Raw genomic sequence first — 15198 nt, 5'->3', positions numbered from 1 at the left:
GCCTTCCATATCGGCGCTGAAGCGCGATCCGCAACGCGTCGTTAACCGACAAAGCGCACCCTTCATCGCCTATGGCCTTCGCGACAGGCCGGGAGGGGCCGTCATGTCGACCAAGATGACTTCGAGCACACGCCGCTACAGCGACCATTTCGAGCCGCAGGACACCGATCCGCAGGAGCAGCGCCGTCTGCGCGGCCAGTTGGAGCAGATCGACTACGCCGCCTATGTCGCCAACCGCGAAATCATCGGCCAGAGCCTGAACAACCTGGACGCCGCGGCGATGCAGAAACTGGCGTTGCTGACGGCGACGGCGCGGGCCAAATGGGCGGCGGAGGCGCTGCGCCTGGCCCATTCAGGATCGCCGGTCACGCCCGACCAGGCCGCTCGCCTGACGGCCGCACGCACCGCATTTGAAGAATTGGTCGAGGTCTATGACGCCCTGCGGCGCATGGTTGAGCGCGGATATGTCAGTCTGAAGGCCTGATCGACCCACATATAAGGATTTCCTTATATGTTTATTGCTCCAGGAAGCCTGTCGGGTTAAGGAGGGCTCAAATCCCTCGTTCGACCCCATTCGGCCCCATCCGGCCAGGAGCCTGACCATGACCGACTATATTGTTCGCGACATCACCCTGGCCGACTGGGGCAATAAGGAAATCGCGATCGCCGAAACCGAAATGCCGGGCCTGATGGCGCTGCGCGACGAATTCGGCGCCAGCCAGCCGCTGAAGGGCGCCCGCATCGCCGGTTCGCTGCACATGACCATCCAGACGGCGGTCCTGATCCAGACGCTGGAAGCCCTGGGCGCCGAAGTGCGCTGGGCCTCGTGCAACATCTTCTCGACACAGGACCACGCCGCCGCCGCCATCGCGGCCAACGGCACCCCGGTCTTCGCCACCAAGGGCGAGACGCTGGTGGAATACTGGGACTATGCGCACAAGATTTTCGAATGGGCTGACGGCGGCTATCCGAACCTGATCCTGGACGACGGCGGCGACGCCACCCTGCTGACCGTTCTGGGTCCCAAGGCCGAGAAGGACATCTCGGTCCTGGCCAACCCGCAGAACGAAGAAGAAGAAGCCCTGTTCGCGGTGATGAAGCGCTACATCGCCGAAAAGCCCGGCTTCTATTCGGCCATCCGCGACGCCATCGGCGGCGTGTCGGAAGAAACCACCACGGGCGTGCACCGCCTGTACCAGATGGCCGAAAAGGGCGAGCTGCCCTTCCCCGCCATCAACGTCAACGACAGCGTCACCAAGTCCAAGTTCGACAACCTGTACGGCTGCCGTGAGAGCCTGGTCGACGCCATCCGTCGCGGCACCGACGTCATGCTGTCGGGCAAGGTCGCCGTGGTCTGCGGCTACGGCGACGTGGGCAAGGGCTCGGCCGCTTCGCTGCGTCAGGGCGGCGCCCGCGTTATCGTCACCGAAATCGACCCCATCTGCGCCCTGCAGGCCGCGATGGAAGGCTATGAGGTCCAGACCCTGGACGACGCCGCCGACCGCGCCGACATCTATGTCACGACGACGGGCAACAAGGACGTCATCACGGTCGAGCACATGCGCCGGATGAAGAACAACGCCATCGTCTGCAACATCGGCCATTTCGACAGCGAGATTCAGGTCGCGGGCCTGAAGAACTTCAAGTGGGACGAGATCAAGCCGCAGGTCCACCACGTCGAATTCCCGGACGGCAAGAAGATCATCCTGCTGTCGGAAGGCCGTCTGGTGAACCTGGGCAACGCCACGGGCCACCCGTCCTTCGTGATGTCGGCGTCCTTCACCAACCAGACCCTGGCCCAGATCGAACTGTGGACCAACGCCGACAAGTACGAGAACAAGGTCTACACCCTGCCCAAGCACCTGGACGAGAAGGTCGCCTTCCTGCACCTGGCCAAGCTAGGCGCCAAGCTGACCACCCTGACCAAGGACCAGGCCGACTACATCAACGTGCCGGTCGAAGGCCCGTTCAAGGCGGATCACTACCGTTACTAAGCTCTCCCCGAGGCTGGAACCGCGAGGTTCCAAGTGACGAGGGCGTCTTACGACGTCCTCGTCGTCGGGGCTGGCGCCGCCGGCATGATGTGCGCCATCGAGGCCGCACGTCGGGGGCGGCGCGTCCTGGTCGTCGATCACGCCGACCGACCGGGCGAGAAGATCCGCATCTCCGGCGGCGGCCGTTGCAACTTCACCAATCTGGGCTGCGGTCCCGCGAACTTCCTGGGCGAGAACCCCCGGTTCGCCACCTCGGCCCTGCGCCGCTACACCCAGCACGATTTCATCAAGCGCATCGATAAGGCCGGTATCGGCTGGCACGAAAAGACGCTGGGCCAGCTGTTCTGCGACGACAGCGCCAAGCAGATCATCCGTATGCTGACGGACGACATGGCGGCGGCGGGCGTGACCCTGAAAATGAAGACCGGCGTGGAGCGCCTGGCCCGCAGCGGCGACGGCTTCACGACCGCCCTGTCTGACGGATCACAGGTCACGGCGGCGTCTCTGGTCGTGGCGACGGGCGGCAAGTCGATCCCCAAGATGGGGGCGACCGGCTGGGCCTATGAGGTCGCGCGCCAGTTCGACATCCGCGTCACCGACACCCGCCCCGCCCTGGTGCCCCTGACCTTCGAGGCCGGACTGCTGGAGACGCTGACGCCGCTGGCGGGCGTGGCGGTGGACGCCGTCGTCGCCTCCGCCCCCGAAACAAAGGCTGAGGCCAGGACGCGCAAGGCCAGCTTCACCGAGGCCATGCTGTTCACCCACCGCGGTCTCAGCGGCCCGGCCATCCTGCAGATCAGCTCCTACTGGCGCGAGGGCGAGGCCATCGTGGCGTCGATGGCGCCGGGACGGAACATCTTCGACGAACTGAAGGCGGCCAAGGCGGCGAACGGGCGTCAGGCGATCCACACGGCGCTCGGCCACATCATCCCCCGTCGTCTGGCCGAAAGCCTGTGCGAGCGTGAAGGGGCGGCGGGCAATCTGGCGGACCTGTCCGACAAGGTGCTGCGTCGTCTGGATCAGGCGGTGAACGCCTGGAGCGTCAAACCCGTGGGATCAGAGGGTTACCGCACCGCCGAGGTCACCCTGGGCGGCGTCGATACGGCGGCCCTGGACCAGCAGACCCTGCAGGCCAAGTCCGTTCCCGGCCTCTATTTCATCGGCGAAGCGGTTGATGTGACCGGCTGGCTGGGCGGCTATAATTTCCAGTGGGCCTGGTCGTCCGGCTGGGCTGCGGGCCAGAACGCCTGATCTGAAACCGCATAACGCCCCCTGCGGCCCCGCGACGCATGGCGGGGGCCACGGCGCCTCCCTAGCTTGAAGAGGCGGGACGGGCCCCTCTGGCGCCGCTCCGGTTCGGCGCCCTGTTCTTCCTCAGCCGGATCGAGCGATGCGATGTCGGACCGCACGGGCGCGTCGGTGCGTGGATCATTTCCCCCTCAGGATTCCATGCATCGACCCCCGTTTCCTCTGGAAACCCATGGAGCCCACATGCCCCTGTTGATGTGCCCGAACGACAACGCCGCCATGCAGACGCTGGAGCGCAACGGCGTCCAGTTCGACATGTGCCCATCCTGTCGCGGGGTCTGGCTGGATCGCGGCGAGCTGGAAAAGCTGATGGCCGCCTCCGTCGAAGAAGGCCGCGCCTCTGCGCCCCTCGCCGCCCCCCAACCCCAGCATCAGGCCCCGCCCCAGCCGTGGAGCGCGCCGCATCAGCCGCGTCGCGATGACAGACACCGCGACGATCACCGCCGCGACGACGACTATCGCTACAAGAAGAAGAAACGCGACAGCATCTTCGACATCTTCGACTGAGCCGTCAGGCGGCGGATCAGGCCGCCAGTCCCGCCGTCTGCATCAGAGGTTTCAACACCGCCATCTCGCCGGGGGCGTCGGCCAGAGCCGTGCGGACCTCGGGTGCGCGCAACAGCCTGAGCGCCTCGGCCCGCGCGCGATCCGCCGCCGGGCCGATCGGCGCCGTCTCGCCCGCCGCCAGCCGCAGCAGCACGCCCAGCCTGTGCAGCGGCGCGATCTTGGCCCGGCTGATCTGGGCCGTCAGACCGGCGTCGGCCTCCACCGCGCCGCCGACCACGCCGATGGCGGCCAGGATCTGGGTCTCTTCGGGTTCGCCCAGATGCGATATGCGCACCGAACGCTGCAGCCGCGCCAGCGTCGCCAGCCTCTGCGCCGCCGTCGGTCCGCCCGGCGTCGACTGCCGCATCTCGGTCTCGAATCTCAGCGCGGCGATACAGGCCAGAAGCCAGCGCGCCGCCGCCCGCTTGCTGGCCCCGCCGGTGACGTTCTCGCACAGCCGCGCCAGTTGTTCGGCCTCGGCCAGGGCGGTCGGGCAATCCTTGACATAGGCGGCGACGAAATCGGCGGCGACCAGACGTCTGGAGCGTTCGATGAAGGCGTTCTGAACCTCTTCCAGGCTCAGCAGCCGTCCCGCCGAAGCCGTCAGCCCCATGGCCAGAACGCGCAGAATATCGATCTCGCCGACTGGGTCAGAGGGCCGCAGGCGGCGCTGACCCGTCAGTTCGCGCACCACCATCCGCGTCAGCGAGGCGGTCAGCAGCGACGATCCGCCCGCCGCCAGATGATCGCCCAGCCGCCTTGCCGGCCCCTCGACCTGCGGGGTCAGACGCGCCATCCGACCATCCACTGCGATCAGGGCCTCGACCTCGCGCGGGGCGATCATGCGGATGACGGCGGCCAGATTGGCGCCCAGATCCAGCGACGGCTCCAGAATCTCGACCACATTGGCCCGCACGGCCAGCATCTCGGCGGCGATCTGTTCGACGGCGCCCAACACCAGGGCGCGTTCTGGTCCATCCGCCGGTGCAGAGGCGACCAGGTCCATCAGGGCGTCCAGACGCGCCCGCGCGCCCTTCTTGCCGACCAGGGCCTGCGACACCACGCCCCCCATCGCAAAGACCCGTTCCGGCTCATCGACCAGACGGCGCGCCACATCGGCGACCGACGCCTTGTCCAGCGTCGGAAACCGTCCGTCCCGCCGCGCCTTCAGCAGCCGGGCCACCGTGGCGTCCGCCAGCCGCTGATAGTGCCGGATCATGGCGTGGACCTCCTGGCCCGAGGCCTGGGCCTCCGGCACGGCGATCTTCTGCACCGCGTGCTGCAGCTCCACGCCCGACGCCTCCAGAATCTCGGCCAGATCGGGTCGGTGCAACAGTTCGAACGCCGTCACGCCCTGACGTTTCAGCCAGTCCTCAAGCACCCGAGCCACCAGCATCCGCGCATGGGGGGCGTAAAGCTCGACCGGGGTGCTGCAGGCCGGGCGTGTTTCGGTCTCGGACGAGGCTTTCACCTTCTGCTCCGGCAAGCCCAGGTTCAGGATGACGACGCTCTGAAACGCCATCGTATCCGGATCCAGCGTCTCTTTGGTGACACGCACGGCGACGGCCTGTTTGGCGTCGATGTGCTCGCGCGCGGCCTCGACCGCATGCCTGCGGTTCTCCGACGCAATCAGCAGGGCCCAGTCGGACAGGGCCGTCTTGCGAACATAGACTTCGTAATGGATCGGCCCGGCCATGCCCGCTTCTAACCGGGGAAGCCTTTAAGGACCGGTTGCGGACCAGGCTGAACGATGAATTTTCCGCGAGACGACGGAGGCGAGGACCTCCTTACGTTGAAATCATGTCATGAAGGGCCAATTAAACGGCCCTATTGTGAACCAGATCGAACGGTTACGCTTGCCGTGCGTTCTCGCTCGCGGGAACGTTAAGTTCAGGAGAAGCCCTTTGGCGAACATCACTCTGGTCGACGACGACGAGAACATCGTCGCCTCCGTCTCACTGGCGTTGGAAAGTCACGGCCACAAGATCACGGCCTATCACGACGGGGCCGCGGGCCTTGCGGCGCTGGAGAGCACGCCGCCGGATCTGGCCATCCTCGATGTGAAGATGCCGCGCATGGACGGCATGGAGGTGCTGCGCCGCCTGCGCCAGACCTCGCAGATCCCGGTCATCATGCTGACGTCCAAGGACGAGGAGATCGACGAGATTCTCGGCTTCAACCTCGGCGCCGACGACTACATCCACAAGCCGTTCAGCCAGCGTCTGCTGATCGAGCGGGTCAAGGCGCTGCTGCGCCGCACGGGTGCCGACGGCATCGAGGCCGAACCCACCGCCGACATCTCGGGCAAGGCCATCAAGCGCGGCAAGCTGTCGCTGGACCCCGCCCGCCACGAATCCATGTGGGACGGCAAGCCGGTCAAGCTGACCGTCACCGAGTTCCTGCTGCTCCAGGCCCTGGCCCAGCGCCCCGGCTTTGTTAAGAGCCGCGACAACCTGATGGACGCCGCCTACGACGATCAGGTCTATGTCGACGACCGCACCATCGACAGCCACGTGAAGCGGATGCGCAAGAAGTTCCGCGCCGTGGACAACGAATTCGACGCGATCGAGACCCTGTATGGCGTCGGCTACCGCTACCGCGAAAGCTGACCTCTCCGGGCCTCGGCCCGAGGATGAAACGCCCGCCCGCCGAAGACGCTTCCGCTTCGGCGGCTCGCGGCTGGGCGGTTTCATCCTCTCGCTCAATCTGCTCAGCCTTCTGATCCTGTTCGGCGGCGCCCTGCTGCTGAACGAATGGCGCCAGGGCCTGATCGAGGCGCGCCAGGAATCCCTGACGGTTCAGGCCGAACTGCTGGCCAACGTGCTGCGCGAAGAGGGGGTGACGCGCGGCGTCCCCACGCCCGAACTGGACCTGGAGCGCGCCTCCATCTGGCTGACCGACCGCTTCATCCCGGCGGGCCAGCGGGTGCGCCTGTATGACAGCAACGGCCTTCTGGTCGTCGATTCCTATCAGGTGACCGAGGCCGTCAGCGGCCAGCCTCTGGGCGCGGCGCAGGCCGCCGGAACCCCCGTCGCCGACGACAGCCGCAAGAAGGCCCGTGCAGCGGCGGAAGCCGAAAAGGCCGAGGCCGCCATTCGCGGCGAGGTCAACGCCGCCCTCGACGGCCGCTCCGTCGTCACCGTCCGCCGTAATGAACAGGGCGAGCGCGTCGTCTCGGTCACCATTCCCGTGCGTCATGTGCGTCAGGTGCTGGGCGCCCTGACGGTCGAGGCGGGCAATGTCGATGAAATCCTCAGCGCCCAGCGCCGCGCCCTGATGCCGTTCGCCCTGGTGGCGCTGGGGGTGAACCTGCTGGCGTCGCTGATGCTGCATCTGTTTGTGGCCCGCCCGGTCATGCGCCTGTCAGCGGCGGCGGATCAGGTGAAGCTGCAACGCGCCCGCGCCATCTCCCTGCCCGATCTTGAGGACCGCAAGGACGAGATCGGCGATCTGGCCCGGTCGCTGGAATCCATGACCGACACCCTGTCGACGCGGATGGACGCCATCGAGCGGTTCGCCGCCGACGTATCGCACGAGATCAAAAACCCCCTGACCTCGATCCGTTCGGCGCTGGAGACCCTGCCTCTGGTCAAGACGGATGAACATCGCGAGAAGCTGACCAACCTGCTGCAGCAGGACGTGCGGCGCCTGGACCGGCTGATCACCGACATCTCCAACGCCTCGCGCCTGGACGCCGAACTGTCGCGCGACCGGCCGCGCGCCATCGAACTGAACAGACTGCTGGGCGACATCGTCAGCGTCTATGAAACCACGGCCAAGCCGGGCGACATTCCGGTGCAGCTGACCCAGCCGCAGGACTTCCTGCGCGTCATGGGCCGTGACGGGCCGCTGGGCCAGGTGTTCCGCAACCTGATCGACAACGCCCGCTCGTTCAGCCCCCCCGACGGCGTGGTGCGCGTGACCCTGGAGGAGACCGACGGCGACCAGCCGATCCAGATTCGCGTCGAGGACGACGGCCCCGGCATCCCGGCCGAGAACCTGGAGACGGTGTTCGAACGCTTCTACACCTCGCGGCCCAAGGGGGCGGCCTTCGGCTCCAACTCCGGCCTTGGCCTGTCGATCGTGCGCCAGATCGCCGAGGCGCACGGCGGCCGCGCCTGGGCAGAAAACCGGCTGGCGGAAGACGGCCGGATCCTCGGCGCCCGGTTCGTGATAGCCCTGCCGGCCGTGGGCAAACGCGCATGACCCAGATTCAGCCCCTCCACGCCACTACCGTCGCCCGCTTCGGCCCGGACGGCTGGCGGGCGGTGATGCTGCTGGGGCCGTCCGGCGCGGGCAAGAGCGACCTGGGCCTGCGCCTGATCGGACGCGGCTGGCGACTGGTCAGCGACGACTACACCCGCGTCTGGGCCTCCCAGGGCGCGCTCTACGCCACGGCGCCGGTGCAGATCGCCGGAAGAATCGAAGCGCGCGGCGTGGGAATCGTGTCCGTCGAGACACGGCTGATCGCCAGAGTCGTCCTGACCGTCGCCTGTGTTCCAGAGGCGGTCGAACGGCTTCCAGAGCCGCAGACACGGCGTTTCGAGGGGGTGGACCTGCCCCTGTTCGCCCTCGACCCGCGCCTGCCCTCCGCCCCCGACATGGTCGATGCGGCGTTGCTTACGCTTTGACCCTACAGATAACGGGTCTATGACAGGCCTCTTGCGGTCCTGAGCGGGCGCGTCCGGGCGCCAGCCGGGGCGAAGTCGACGTGCTGGGACGGTTTGGGCGGGTTGCGAGTGAAGTCCTTATGATCGGTCTGGTCATCGTCACCCACGGGGGACTGGCGTCAGAATTTCTTTCGGCGATGGAGCATGTGGTCGGCCCGCAACGCGGCGTCGCGGCCATCTGCATCGGCCCCGAAGACGACATGGAGCGTCGACGTCGCGACATCGTGGACGCGGCTGCGGCCGTGGACGACGGCGACGGCGTCATCCTGCTGACCGACATGTTCGGCGGCACCCCCTCCAACCTGGCCATCTCGGTGATGGAGCAGACCAAGGCCGAGGTCATCGCCGGGCTGAACCTGCCCATGCTGATCAAGCTGGCCAGCGTGCGCAGCCGCGAGACGCTGGAGGCCTGCGTGGCCCACGCCCAGGACGCGGGGCGCAAATACATCTCGGTCGCGTCCTGGGTTCTTGCGGGCGAAAAATGAGCGCAGCGGCCCGGTTCGACATCTGCAACACGCGCGGCCTGCACGCCCGCGCCTCGGCCAAGTTCGTCAAGCTGGCCTCCGGCTTTGAAAGCGAAATTCAGGTCACGCGCGACGGCGTCACCGTGGACGCCCGCTCGATCATGGGCCTGTTGATGCTGGGCGCCGGCATCGGCTGCAGCATTGACGTGTCCGCTGAAGGCCCGGACGCCGACGAGGCCATCGAGGCCCTGCGGGATCTGGTCGCGCGCAAGTTCGACGAAGACCAATAGACGGCGCGCGGCGACGCAAACGCCACAGGCCCCTCCAAAGGTCGCAAACCCATACCCATATGGAGCGCGGCGGTTGACCCCGACGGGTCTGGCGCCTAAGCCCCGCGCAGCATCCCAAGCGCTGAACGATCAGAGGATATCATGGCCGAAGCCCCCGCTCCCTACGACGTCGTCATCATCGGCGGAGGGCCGGGCGGCTATAACGCCGCGATCCGCGCCGGACAGCTGGGCCTGAAGGTCGCCTGCGTCGAAATGCGCGGCACGCTGGGCGGCACCTGCCTGAACGTCGGCTGCATGCCGTCCAAGGCCCTGCTGCACGCCTCGGAGCTGTGGGAGGCCGCCAACGGCGAGTTCGCCAAGATCGGCATCGAGGTCTCGCCCAAGCTGAACCTGGCCCAGATGCAGAAGTCCAAGGACGAAAGCGTCCTGGGCCTGACCAAGGGCATCGAGTTCCTGTTCAAGAAGAACAAGGCCGACTGGATCAAGGGCAAGGGCAAGATCGTCGGCAAGGGCAAGGTTGAAGTCACAGCCGAGGACGGTTCGGTCCAGACGCTGGAGACCAAGAACATCGTCATCGCCACCGGCTCCGAGCCGACCCCGCTGCCGGGCGTCGCCTTCGAGGCGGGCAAGGTGATCGATTCCACCGGCGCCCTGTCGCTGCCGTCGGTGCCCAAGAAGCTGATCGTGGTCGGCGCGGGCATCATCGGTCTGGAGCTGGGCTCGGTCTGGCGCCGCCTGGGCGCCGAGGTCACCGTGGTCGAGTTCCTGGACCGGATCACGCCGGGCATGGACACCGAGGTCGCCACCACCTTCCAGCGCACCCTGACCAAACAGGGCATGAAGTTCAAACTGGGCGCCAAGGTCACGGCCGCCAAGTCGGGCAAGGACGGGGTCGAGCTGACGGTCGAGCCGTCGGCGGGCGGCGCTGCGGAGACCCTCAAGGGCGACGTCGTCCTGGTCGCCATCGGCCGTCGTCCCTATACGGACGGCCTGGGTCTGGAGAGCGTGGGCGTGACGCCCGACAAGCGCGGCTTCATCGACCACGACCACTTCAAGGTCGCGGACGGCGTCTGGGTGATCGGCGACGTGACCCACGGCCCGATGCTGGCGCACAAGGCGGAAGAAGACGCCGTCGCCGCCATCGACATCATCGCGGGCAAGTACGGCCACGTCGACTACGCCCTGGTCCCCAGCGTCGTCTATACGGCCCCGGAAGTGTCTTGGGTCGGCCAGACCGAGGAGCAGCTCAAGGCCGCTGGCGTCAACTACAAGAAGGGCAAGTTCCCCTTCATCGCCAACAGCCGCGCCAAGATCAATCACGAGACCGACGGCTTCGTGAAGGTTCTGGCCGACGCCGCCACGGACAAGGTTCTGGGCGTTCACATCATCGGCCCGCAGGCCGGCGAGATGATCCACGAGGCCGCCATCACCATGAGCTTCGGCGGCGCCTCGGAAGACATCGCCCGCACCTGCCACGCCCACCCGACCCGTTCGGAAGCCGTGCGTCAGGCCGCCATGGATGTCGAAGGCTGGGCCATGCAGGCCTGATCGGCCGCACACCCTGAAAACAGAAACGGCGCGCTCCTAGCGGGGCGCGCCGTTTTTCTTTGTGCATTCCTCTACCGCCGGGAGAGGGCTTGAGCGCACGACGGCGCAGCCGTCGTCCTGGCGCGAAAGGGTGAGGGTCCGGTGTCCGGACTGGTCCGCCGCAGAACCCTCATCCGACCCTTCGGGCCACCTTCTCCCAACGGGAGAAGGACATCGTCTCGCGACTACTCCGGGCGAACGCGCTTCTTGCGGAACGAGGGGTTCAGCACCTGCTTGCGCAGGCGGATCGACTTCGGCGTCACCTCGACCAGCTCATCGTCGTCGATATAGGCGATGGCCTGCTCCAGCGACATCTGGCGCGGCGGCGTCAGGCGGACCGACTCGTCCTTGCCCGAGGCGCGCACGTTGGTCAGTTGCTTGCCCTTGATCGGGTTGACGTCCAGGTCGTCCCAACGGCTGTTCTCGCCGATGATCATGCCCTGATAGGTCTTCTCGCCCGCGCCCACGAACATGACGCCGCGGTCTTCCAGGTTCCACAGGGCGAAGGCCGCCGTATCGCCGTCCGAGTTGGAGATCAGCACGCCCTTCAGGCGGCCGGCGATCTCGCCCTTGTGCGGCTCATAGTGGCTGAACACGCGGTTCAGCACGCCCGAACCGCGCGTGTCGGTCAGGAACTCGCCCTGATAGCCGATCAGCGAACGCGACGGGCACTTCAGCTGAATGCGGGTCTTGCCTGCGCCCGACGGGCCCATGTCGGTCATTTCGGCCTTACGGGCCGACAGCTTCTCGATGACGATGCCCGAGAACTCGTCGTCCACGTCGATCATGACGTCTTCAATCGGCTCCAGGCGCTCGCCGTTCTCGCCGGTCTTGAAGACCACGCGCGGACGCGAGATCGAGACTTCAAAGCCTTCGCGGCGCATGTTTTCGATCAGAACGCCCAGCTGCAGTTCGCCACGGCCTGCGACCTCATAGGCGTCGCCGCCTTCGGTCGTGGTCACGCGGATGGCCACGTTGGCTTCGGCTTCCTTCAGCAGGCGGTCACGGATGACGCGCGACTGGACCTTGTCGCCTTCGCGGCCGGCCAGGGGGCTGTCGTTCACCGAAACCGTCATCGAGATGGTGGGCGGATCGATCGGCTGGGCGGGCAGGGCGTCGGTGACTTCCATGGCGCACAGGGTGTCGGCGACGGTGGCCTTGGACATGCCGGCGATGGCGACGATGTCGCCCGCTTCCGAACCCTCTTCCAGGCCCTGACGCTTCAGGCCGCGGAAGGCCAGAACCTTGGTGATGCGGCCGCGCTCGATTTCCTTGCCGTCACGGTCCAGGGCGTGGATGGCCATGCCGGGCACGGCCTTGCCGGACTGGATGCGGCCGGTCAGCAGGCGGCCCAGGAACGGGTCGCTTTCGATCAGGACGTTCAGCATCTGGAACGGCTTGTCGCGGTTCTCCTGAACCTTGGGCGGCGGAACGTGTTCGACGATCAGGTCGAACAGCGGGTGCAGGTTGTCGTTGGGGACGTTCAGGTCCAGCGTCGCCCAGCCGCTGCGGCCCGAGGCGTAGATGTGCGGGAAGTCCAGCTGCTCGTCCGTCGCGCCGATGGCGGCGAACAGGTCGAAGGTCTCGTTGTGGACGCGGTCCGGGTCGGCGTGGGCGCGGTCGACCTTGTTGATGCACAGGATCGGGCGCAGGCCCATCTTCAGCGCCTTGGTCAGCACGAACTTGGTCTGGGGCATGACGCCCTCTTCGGCGTCGACCAGGATGACGCAGCCGTCCACCATGCCCAGGATGCGCTCGACTTCACCGCCGAAGTCGGCGTGGCCGGGGGTGTCGATGATGTTGATGCGGGTTTCGCCAGCCTTGCCGTTCCAGAGCACCGAGGTGCACTTGGCCAGAATGGTGATGCCGCGTTCTTTTTCCTGGTCGCCGGAGTCCATGGCGCGTTCTGTGGTCGCCTCGTTGGCTCGGAACACGCCGGATTGGGCGAGAAGGGCGTCAACCATGGTCGTCTTGCCGTGGTCAACGTGGGCGATAATAGCGACGTTACGAAGGTTCATATCGGGCTCGGGCGGACTGTGTTCGGTCACGGAAAAGGCCGCGCCGCTGCAACAAGATGCAGATGTGGGAAGGATTTCAGGCGGCCTCTTACAGGCCTTGGCGCCAAAACGCCAGTGCGGTGAAATCTCACTGTCGGATTATCGCTGCGGATGATCCGTGCGCGCACAAACGAAAAAGGGCGGCGGACCTGTGTCCGCCGCCCCCATCCGCGTGATTTCCAGCCCTAAAGTATCAGACCTTGGCGGCTCGAGTGATGGCCCAGCGGTACAGACCGAAGGTCAACACGAAGAAGCCGATCACGCCCGCCAGCATGGCCGGCCAGACGGTGTCGGCGGGCAGCATGGCGAAGGGCGCGTCGCTGCGGGTCGAGACGATGACGCCCGCCGTCAGCACGCCGAACAGGCTTTCACCCACGATCAGGCCCGAGGCCAGCAGCACGCCCATGCGGCGCGCCACGTCGGCGTAGCGGGTCGAGCGCGAGGCCCGGTCGTACAGCCAGCCGCAGACGGCGCCGATGACCAGCATGGTCGTGACGGCGGCGGGCAGATAGAAGCCGATGCCGACCGCCAGGGGCGGCAGCTTGATCTTCTTGTTGGTCGCCTTCTCCAGCACCGCGTCCAGCACGATGATGACCAGGCCGATGGCCGCACCCAGACCAATCAGGTCCCAACGCAGATCGCCGCCGATGACGCCGCGCGCCAGGGCCGAGATCAGGGTGGCCTGGGGCGCCGCCAGGGTCTTGGTGCCCTCGACGATGGCCGCCGGGCCGCCTTCGAAGCCGAACGCCTGGTTCAGCAGGTTCAGGATGAAGGGAATGACCAGGGCGCCGGCGGCGACCCCGACGATCAGGGCCGTCTGCTGGCGCCACGGGGTGGCCTCGACCAGTTGGCCGGTCTTCAGGTCCTGCAGGTTGTCGTTGGCGATGACGGCGACCGAGAAGACCACCGCCGTCACGATCAGGGCGAAGGCGATGATCGACGGATCCGCAGGCACGCCTGCAATGGCCATGACGCCCAGCATCAGCAGCGAGGCGATGATGATGGCCAGGATGCCGACGCCCGACACCGGGCTGTTGGACGACCCGATCAGACCGGCCATGTAGCCGCAGATGGCCGCCACGGCGAAACCGATCAGCACCACATAGACCAGGCCGCCGATCACCAGCAGCGGGGTGGACGAGGCCAGGGCGGGGGCCGTTTGGGCGAACCAGGCCAGCAGACCGGCTATGCCGATCAGGCAGGCCACCGAGATCGAACCGACCAGCTTGATCGGCAGGTCCTGTTCGGTGCGGTCCAGGGCTTCGCCGTGTTCCCGCTTGGCGTTGGCGGCCAGGGCCGAGGCCAGACCGGCGACCAGAGGCCCGGCCAGCTTGATCAGGGTCCAGATGGCGGCGACGCCGATGACGCCTGCGCCCATGAAGCGGACTTCACGGCTCCAGACCGTCATGGCCAGTTGTTCGGCATGGGCGCCCGCAGGCAGGGTCGCCGCGATCGAGGGAATGCCGTGCGCCGTCAGCCAGGCGACCGTGTCGGGCGAGGTCAGCAGCGGCACCGCAATGCCCCAGGCCAGGATCAGACCAAACAGCTGGGCCAGACCCACGGTCAGACCGATCAGGTGGCCTGCGCCCAACAGGGCGAACTGCATGCCGAAGCCCATGCCCGTCGCGCCGCCGCCGAGCGCGGCAGGCAGTTTGATGAATTTGGCGGCCTCACCGGCGAAGACGCGGCCGGCGACCAGCAACGAATAACCGGCCGAAACCACGGCGCCCGCGACGACGATCCACAGACCCGATTTGTTCTCGCGCACGGCGCTCTCGGTCTGTTCAGCCCCGCGCGAACCGACCTTCAGCACCTCGGCGGCGGCGACGCCTTCCGGGTAGGGCAGGCCGCCGTTGGTGACCAGGGCGCGACGCAGGGGAATGGAGAATGTCACCCCCAGAATGCCGCCCAGAATGCAGATGGCGACCGACTGCCAGAACGGGAACTCCAGCCACCAGCCGATCATCACCAGACCCGGCAGGACGAAGATGATCGAGCTCATGGCCCCGCCGACCGAGGCGACGGTCTGGACCGTCATATTCTCCCAGATGGTCGAGGTGCGGAACACCCGCAGTATGGCCATCGAAATGACCGCCGCCGGAATGGCCGAGGCGAAGGTCAGGCCGACCAGCAGGCCCAGATAGGTGTTGGCGGCGGTGAAGACCACGGCCAGAAGACACCCCAGCACCAGCGAGCGTAGCGTCAGTTCCAGCCGCTTGCCGCCAGGCTTTGGCGTTGCGGCGTTATTGTCAGTCATTGAAGAATTCCCACGTTTGCCGGGA

The 15198-nt window shown here is 66.7% G+C and carries 13 protein-coding genes; 10 read left to right on the top strand and 3 right to left on the bottom strand.

What is annotated here, in order from left to right:
- Positions 1 to 103 precede the first annotated feature (103 nt).
- The 4 genes from KWG56_RS15280 (at position 104) to KWG56_RS15265 (ending at position 3809) form a co-directional block, all read left to right on the top strand.
- On the top strand, positions 104 to 484 hold the full coding sequence (locus tag KWG56_RS15280; protein ID WP_219352791.1) for a hypothetical protein: 381 nt from the start codon (positions 104 to 106) through the stop codon (positions 482 to 484).
- Between the two features lie 118 nt (positions 485 to 602).
- Positions 603 to 1994 carry an adenosylhomocysteinase gene (ahcY, locus tag KWG56_RS15275; RefSeq protein WP_219352790.1) on the top strand — a complete coding sequence of 464 codons (1392 nt, stop codon included), beginning with the start codon at positions 603 to 605 and terminating at the stop codon, positions 1992 to 1994.
- 33 nt (positions 1995 to 2027) lie between these two features.
- On the top strand, positions 2028 to 3245 hold the full coding sequence (locus tag KWG56_RS15270) for a BaiN/RdsA family NAD(P)/FAD-dependent oxidoreductase (protein ID WP_219352789.1): 1218 nt from the start codon (positions 2028 to 2030) through the stop codon (positions 3243 to 3245).
- A gap of 240 nt (positions 3246 to 3485) precedes the next feature.
- A complete protein-coding gene (locus KWG56_RS15265) occupies positions 3486 to 3809 on the top strand; it encodes a TFIIB-type zinc ribbon-containing protein (protein ID WP_219352788.1) in 324 nt (107 codons plus the stop codon).
- A gap of 16 nt (positions 3810 to 3825) precedes the next feature.
- On the opposite strand, the gene KWG56_RS15260 is transcribed toward KWG56_RS15265, so the two are convergent.
- Positions 3826 to 5544 carry a hypothetical protein gene (locus KWG56_RS15260; protein ID WP_219352787.1) on the bottom strand — a complete coding sequence of 573 codons (1719 nt, stop codon included), beginning with the start codon at positions 5542 to 5544 and terminating at the stop codon, positions 3826 to 3828.
- 208 nt (positions 5545 to 5752) lie between these two features.
- On the opposite strand from KWG56_RS15260, the gene KWG56_RS15255 reads away from it, so the two are divergent.
- The 6 genes from KWG56_RS15255 (at position 5753) to lpdA (ending at position 10820) form a co-directional block, all read left to right on the top strand.
- The gene (locus KWG56_RS15255; RefSeq protein WP_201098386.1) at positions 5753 to 6457 is read left to right on the top strand and encodes a two-component response regulator ChvI; all 705 of its coding nucleotides are present in this window, start codon (positions 5753 to 5755) and stop codon (positions 6455 to 6457) included.
- Positions 6426 to 8054: a sensor histidine kinase gene (locus KWG56_RS15250; RefSeq protein WP_219352786.1), complete on the top strand. Its 1629-nt coding sequence runs from the start codon at positions 6426 to 6428 to the stop codon at positions 8052 to 8054. Before KWG56_RS15255 ends, KWG56_RS15250 begins: the two co-directional genes overlap by 32 nt.
- The gene (locus KWG56_RS15245) at positions 8051 to 8479 is read left to right on the top strand and encodes an HPr kinase/phosphorylase (RefSeq protein ID WP_219352785.1); all 429 of its coding nucleotides are present in this window, start codon (positions 8051 to 8053) and stop codon (positions 8477 to 8479) included. The genes KWG56_RS15250 and KWG56_RS15245 overlap by 4 nt, the downstream gene beginning before the upstream one ends.
- A 119-nt stretch (positions 8480 to 8598) precedes the next feature.
- A complete protein-coding gene (locus KWG56_RS15240; protein WP_201098390.1) occupies positions 8599 to 9003 on the top strand; it encodes a PTS sugar transporter subunit IIA in 405 nt (134 codons plus the stop codon).
- Positions 9000 to 9272 carry an HPr family phosphocarrier protein gene (locus KWG56_RS15235; protein WP_201098392.1) on the top strand — a complete coding sequence of 91 codons (273 nt, stop codon included), beginning with the start codon at positions 9000 to 9002 and terminating at the stop codon, positions 9270 to 9272. The genes KWG56_RS15240 and KWG56_RS15235 overlap by 4 nt, the downstream gene beginning before the upstream one ends.
- Before the next feature lie 141 nt (positions 9273 to 9413).
- Positions 9414 to 10820, top strand: coding sequence for a dihydrolipoyl dehydrogenase (lpdA, locus tag KWG56_RS15230; RefSeq protein WP_219352784.1), 1407 nt, complete (start codon positions 9414 to 9416; stop codon positions 10818 to 10820).
- Between the two features lie 224 nt (positions 10821 to 11044).
- Here lpdA and typA read toward each other — a convergent pair whose 3' ends face one another.
- Positions 11045 to 12877 (bottom strand): translational GTPase TypA, encoded by a 1833-nt coding sequence (gene typA / locus KWG56_RS15225; RefSeq protein WP_219352783.1) that lies wholly within the window; start codon positions 12875 to 12877, stop codon positions 11045 to 11047.
- Positions 12878 to 13109: 232 nt separating this feature from the next.
- Positions 13110 to 15173, bottom strand: coding sequence for an OPT family oligopeptide transporter (locus KWG56_RS15220; protein WP_219352782.1), 2064 nt, complete (start codon positions 15171 to 15173; stop codon positions 13110 to 13112).
- Positions 15174 to 15198: the final 25 nt, after the last annotated feature.

Source organism: Brevundimonas nasdae, assembly GCF_019395145.1.
Classification (GTDB): domain Bacteria; phylum Pseudomonadota; class Alphaproteobacteria; order Caulobacterales; family Caulobacteraceae; genus Brevundimonas; species Brevundimonas nasdae.
The sequence above is the reverse complement of the archived record's forward strand: the minus strand, read 5'-3'. Positions and strand labels throughout refer to the sequence as shown.

What these genes read in the sequence shown, in the direction of transcription:
- KWG56_RS15260 (WP_219352787.1), bottom strand. Translation starts at nt 5,544, where the DNA reads ATGGCCGGGCCGATCCATTACGAAGTCTATGTTCGCAAGACGGCCCTG.
- KWG56_RS15250 (WP_219352786.1), top strand. Translation starts at nt 6,426, where the DNA reads ATGGCGTCGGCTACCGCTACCGCGAAAGCTGACCTCTCCGGGCCTCGG.
- KWG56_RS15235 (WP_201098392.1), top strand. Translation starts at nt 9,000, where the DNA reads ATGAGCGCAGCGGCCCGGTTCGACATCTGCAACACGCGCGGCCTGCAC.
- lpdA (WP_219352784.1), top strand. Translation starts at nt 9,414, where the DNA reads ATGGCCGAAGCCCCCGCTCCCTACGACGTCGTCATCATCGGCGGAGGG.
- KWG56_RS15280 (WP_219352791.1), top strand. Translation starts at nt 104, where the DNA reads ATGTCGACCAAGATGACTTCGAGCACACGCCGCTACAGCGACCATTTC.
- typA (WP_219352783.1), bottom strand. Translation starts at nt 12,877, where the DNA reads ATGAACCTTCGTAACGTCGCTATTATCGCCCACGTTGACCACGGCAAG.
- KWG56_RS15265 (WP_219352788.1), top strand. Translation starts at nt 3,486, where the DNA reads ATGCCCCTGTTGATGTGCCCGAACGACAACGCCGCCATGCAGACGCTG.
- KWG56_RS15220 (WP_219352782.1), bottom strand. Translation starts at nt 15,173, where the DNA reads ATGACTGACAATAACGCCGCAACGCCAAAGCCTGGCGGCAAGCGGCTG.
- ahcY (WP_219352790.1), top strand. Translation starts at nt 603, where the DNA reads ATGACCGACTATATTGTTCGCGACATCACCCTGGCCGACTGGGGCAAT.
- KWG56_RS15240 (WP_201098390.1), top strand. Translation starts at nt 8,599, where the DNA reads ATGATCGGTCTGGTCATCGTCACCCACGGGGGACTGGCGTCAGAATTT.
- KWG56_RS15245 (WP_219352785.1), top strand. Translation starts at nt 8,051, where the DNA reads ATGACCCAGATTCAGCCCCTCCACGCCACTACCGTCGCCCGCTTCGGC.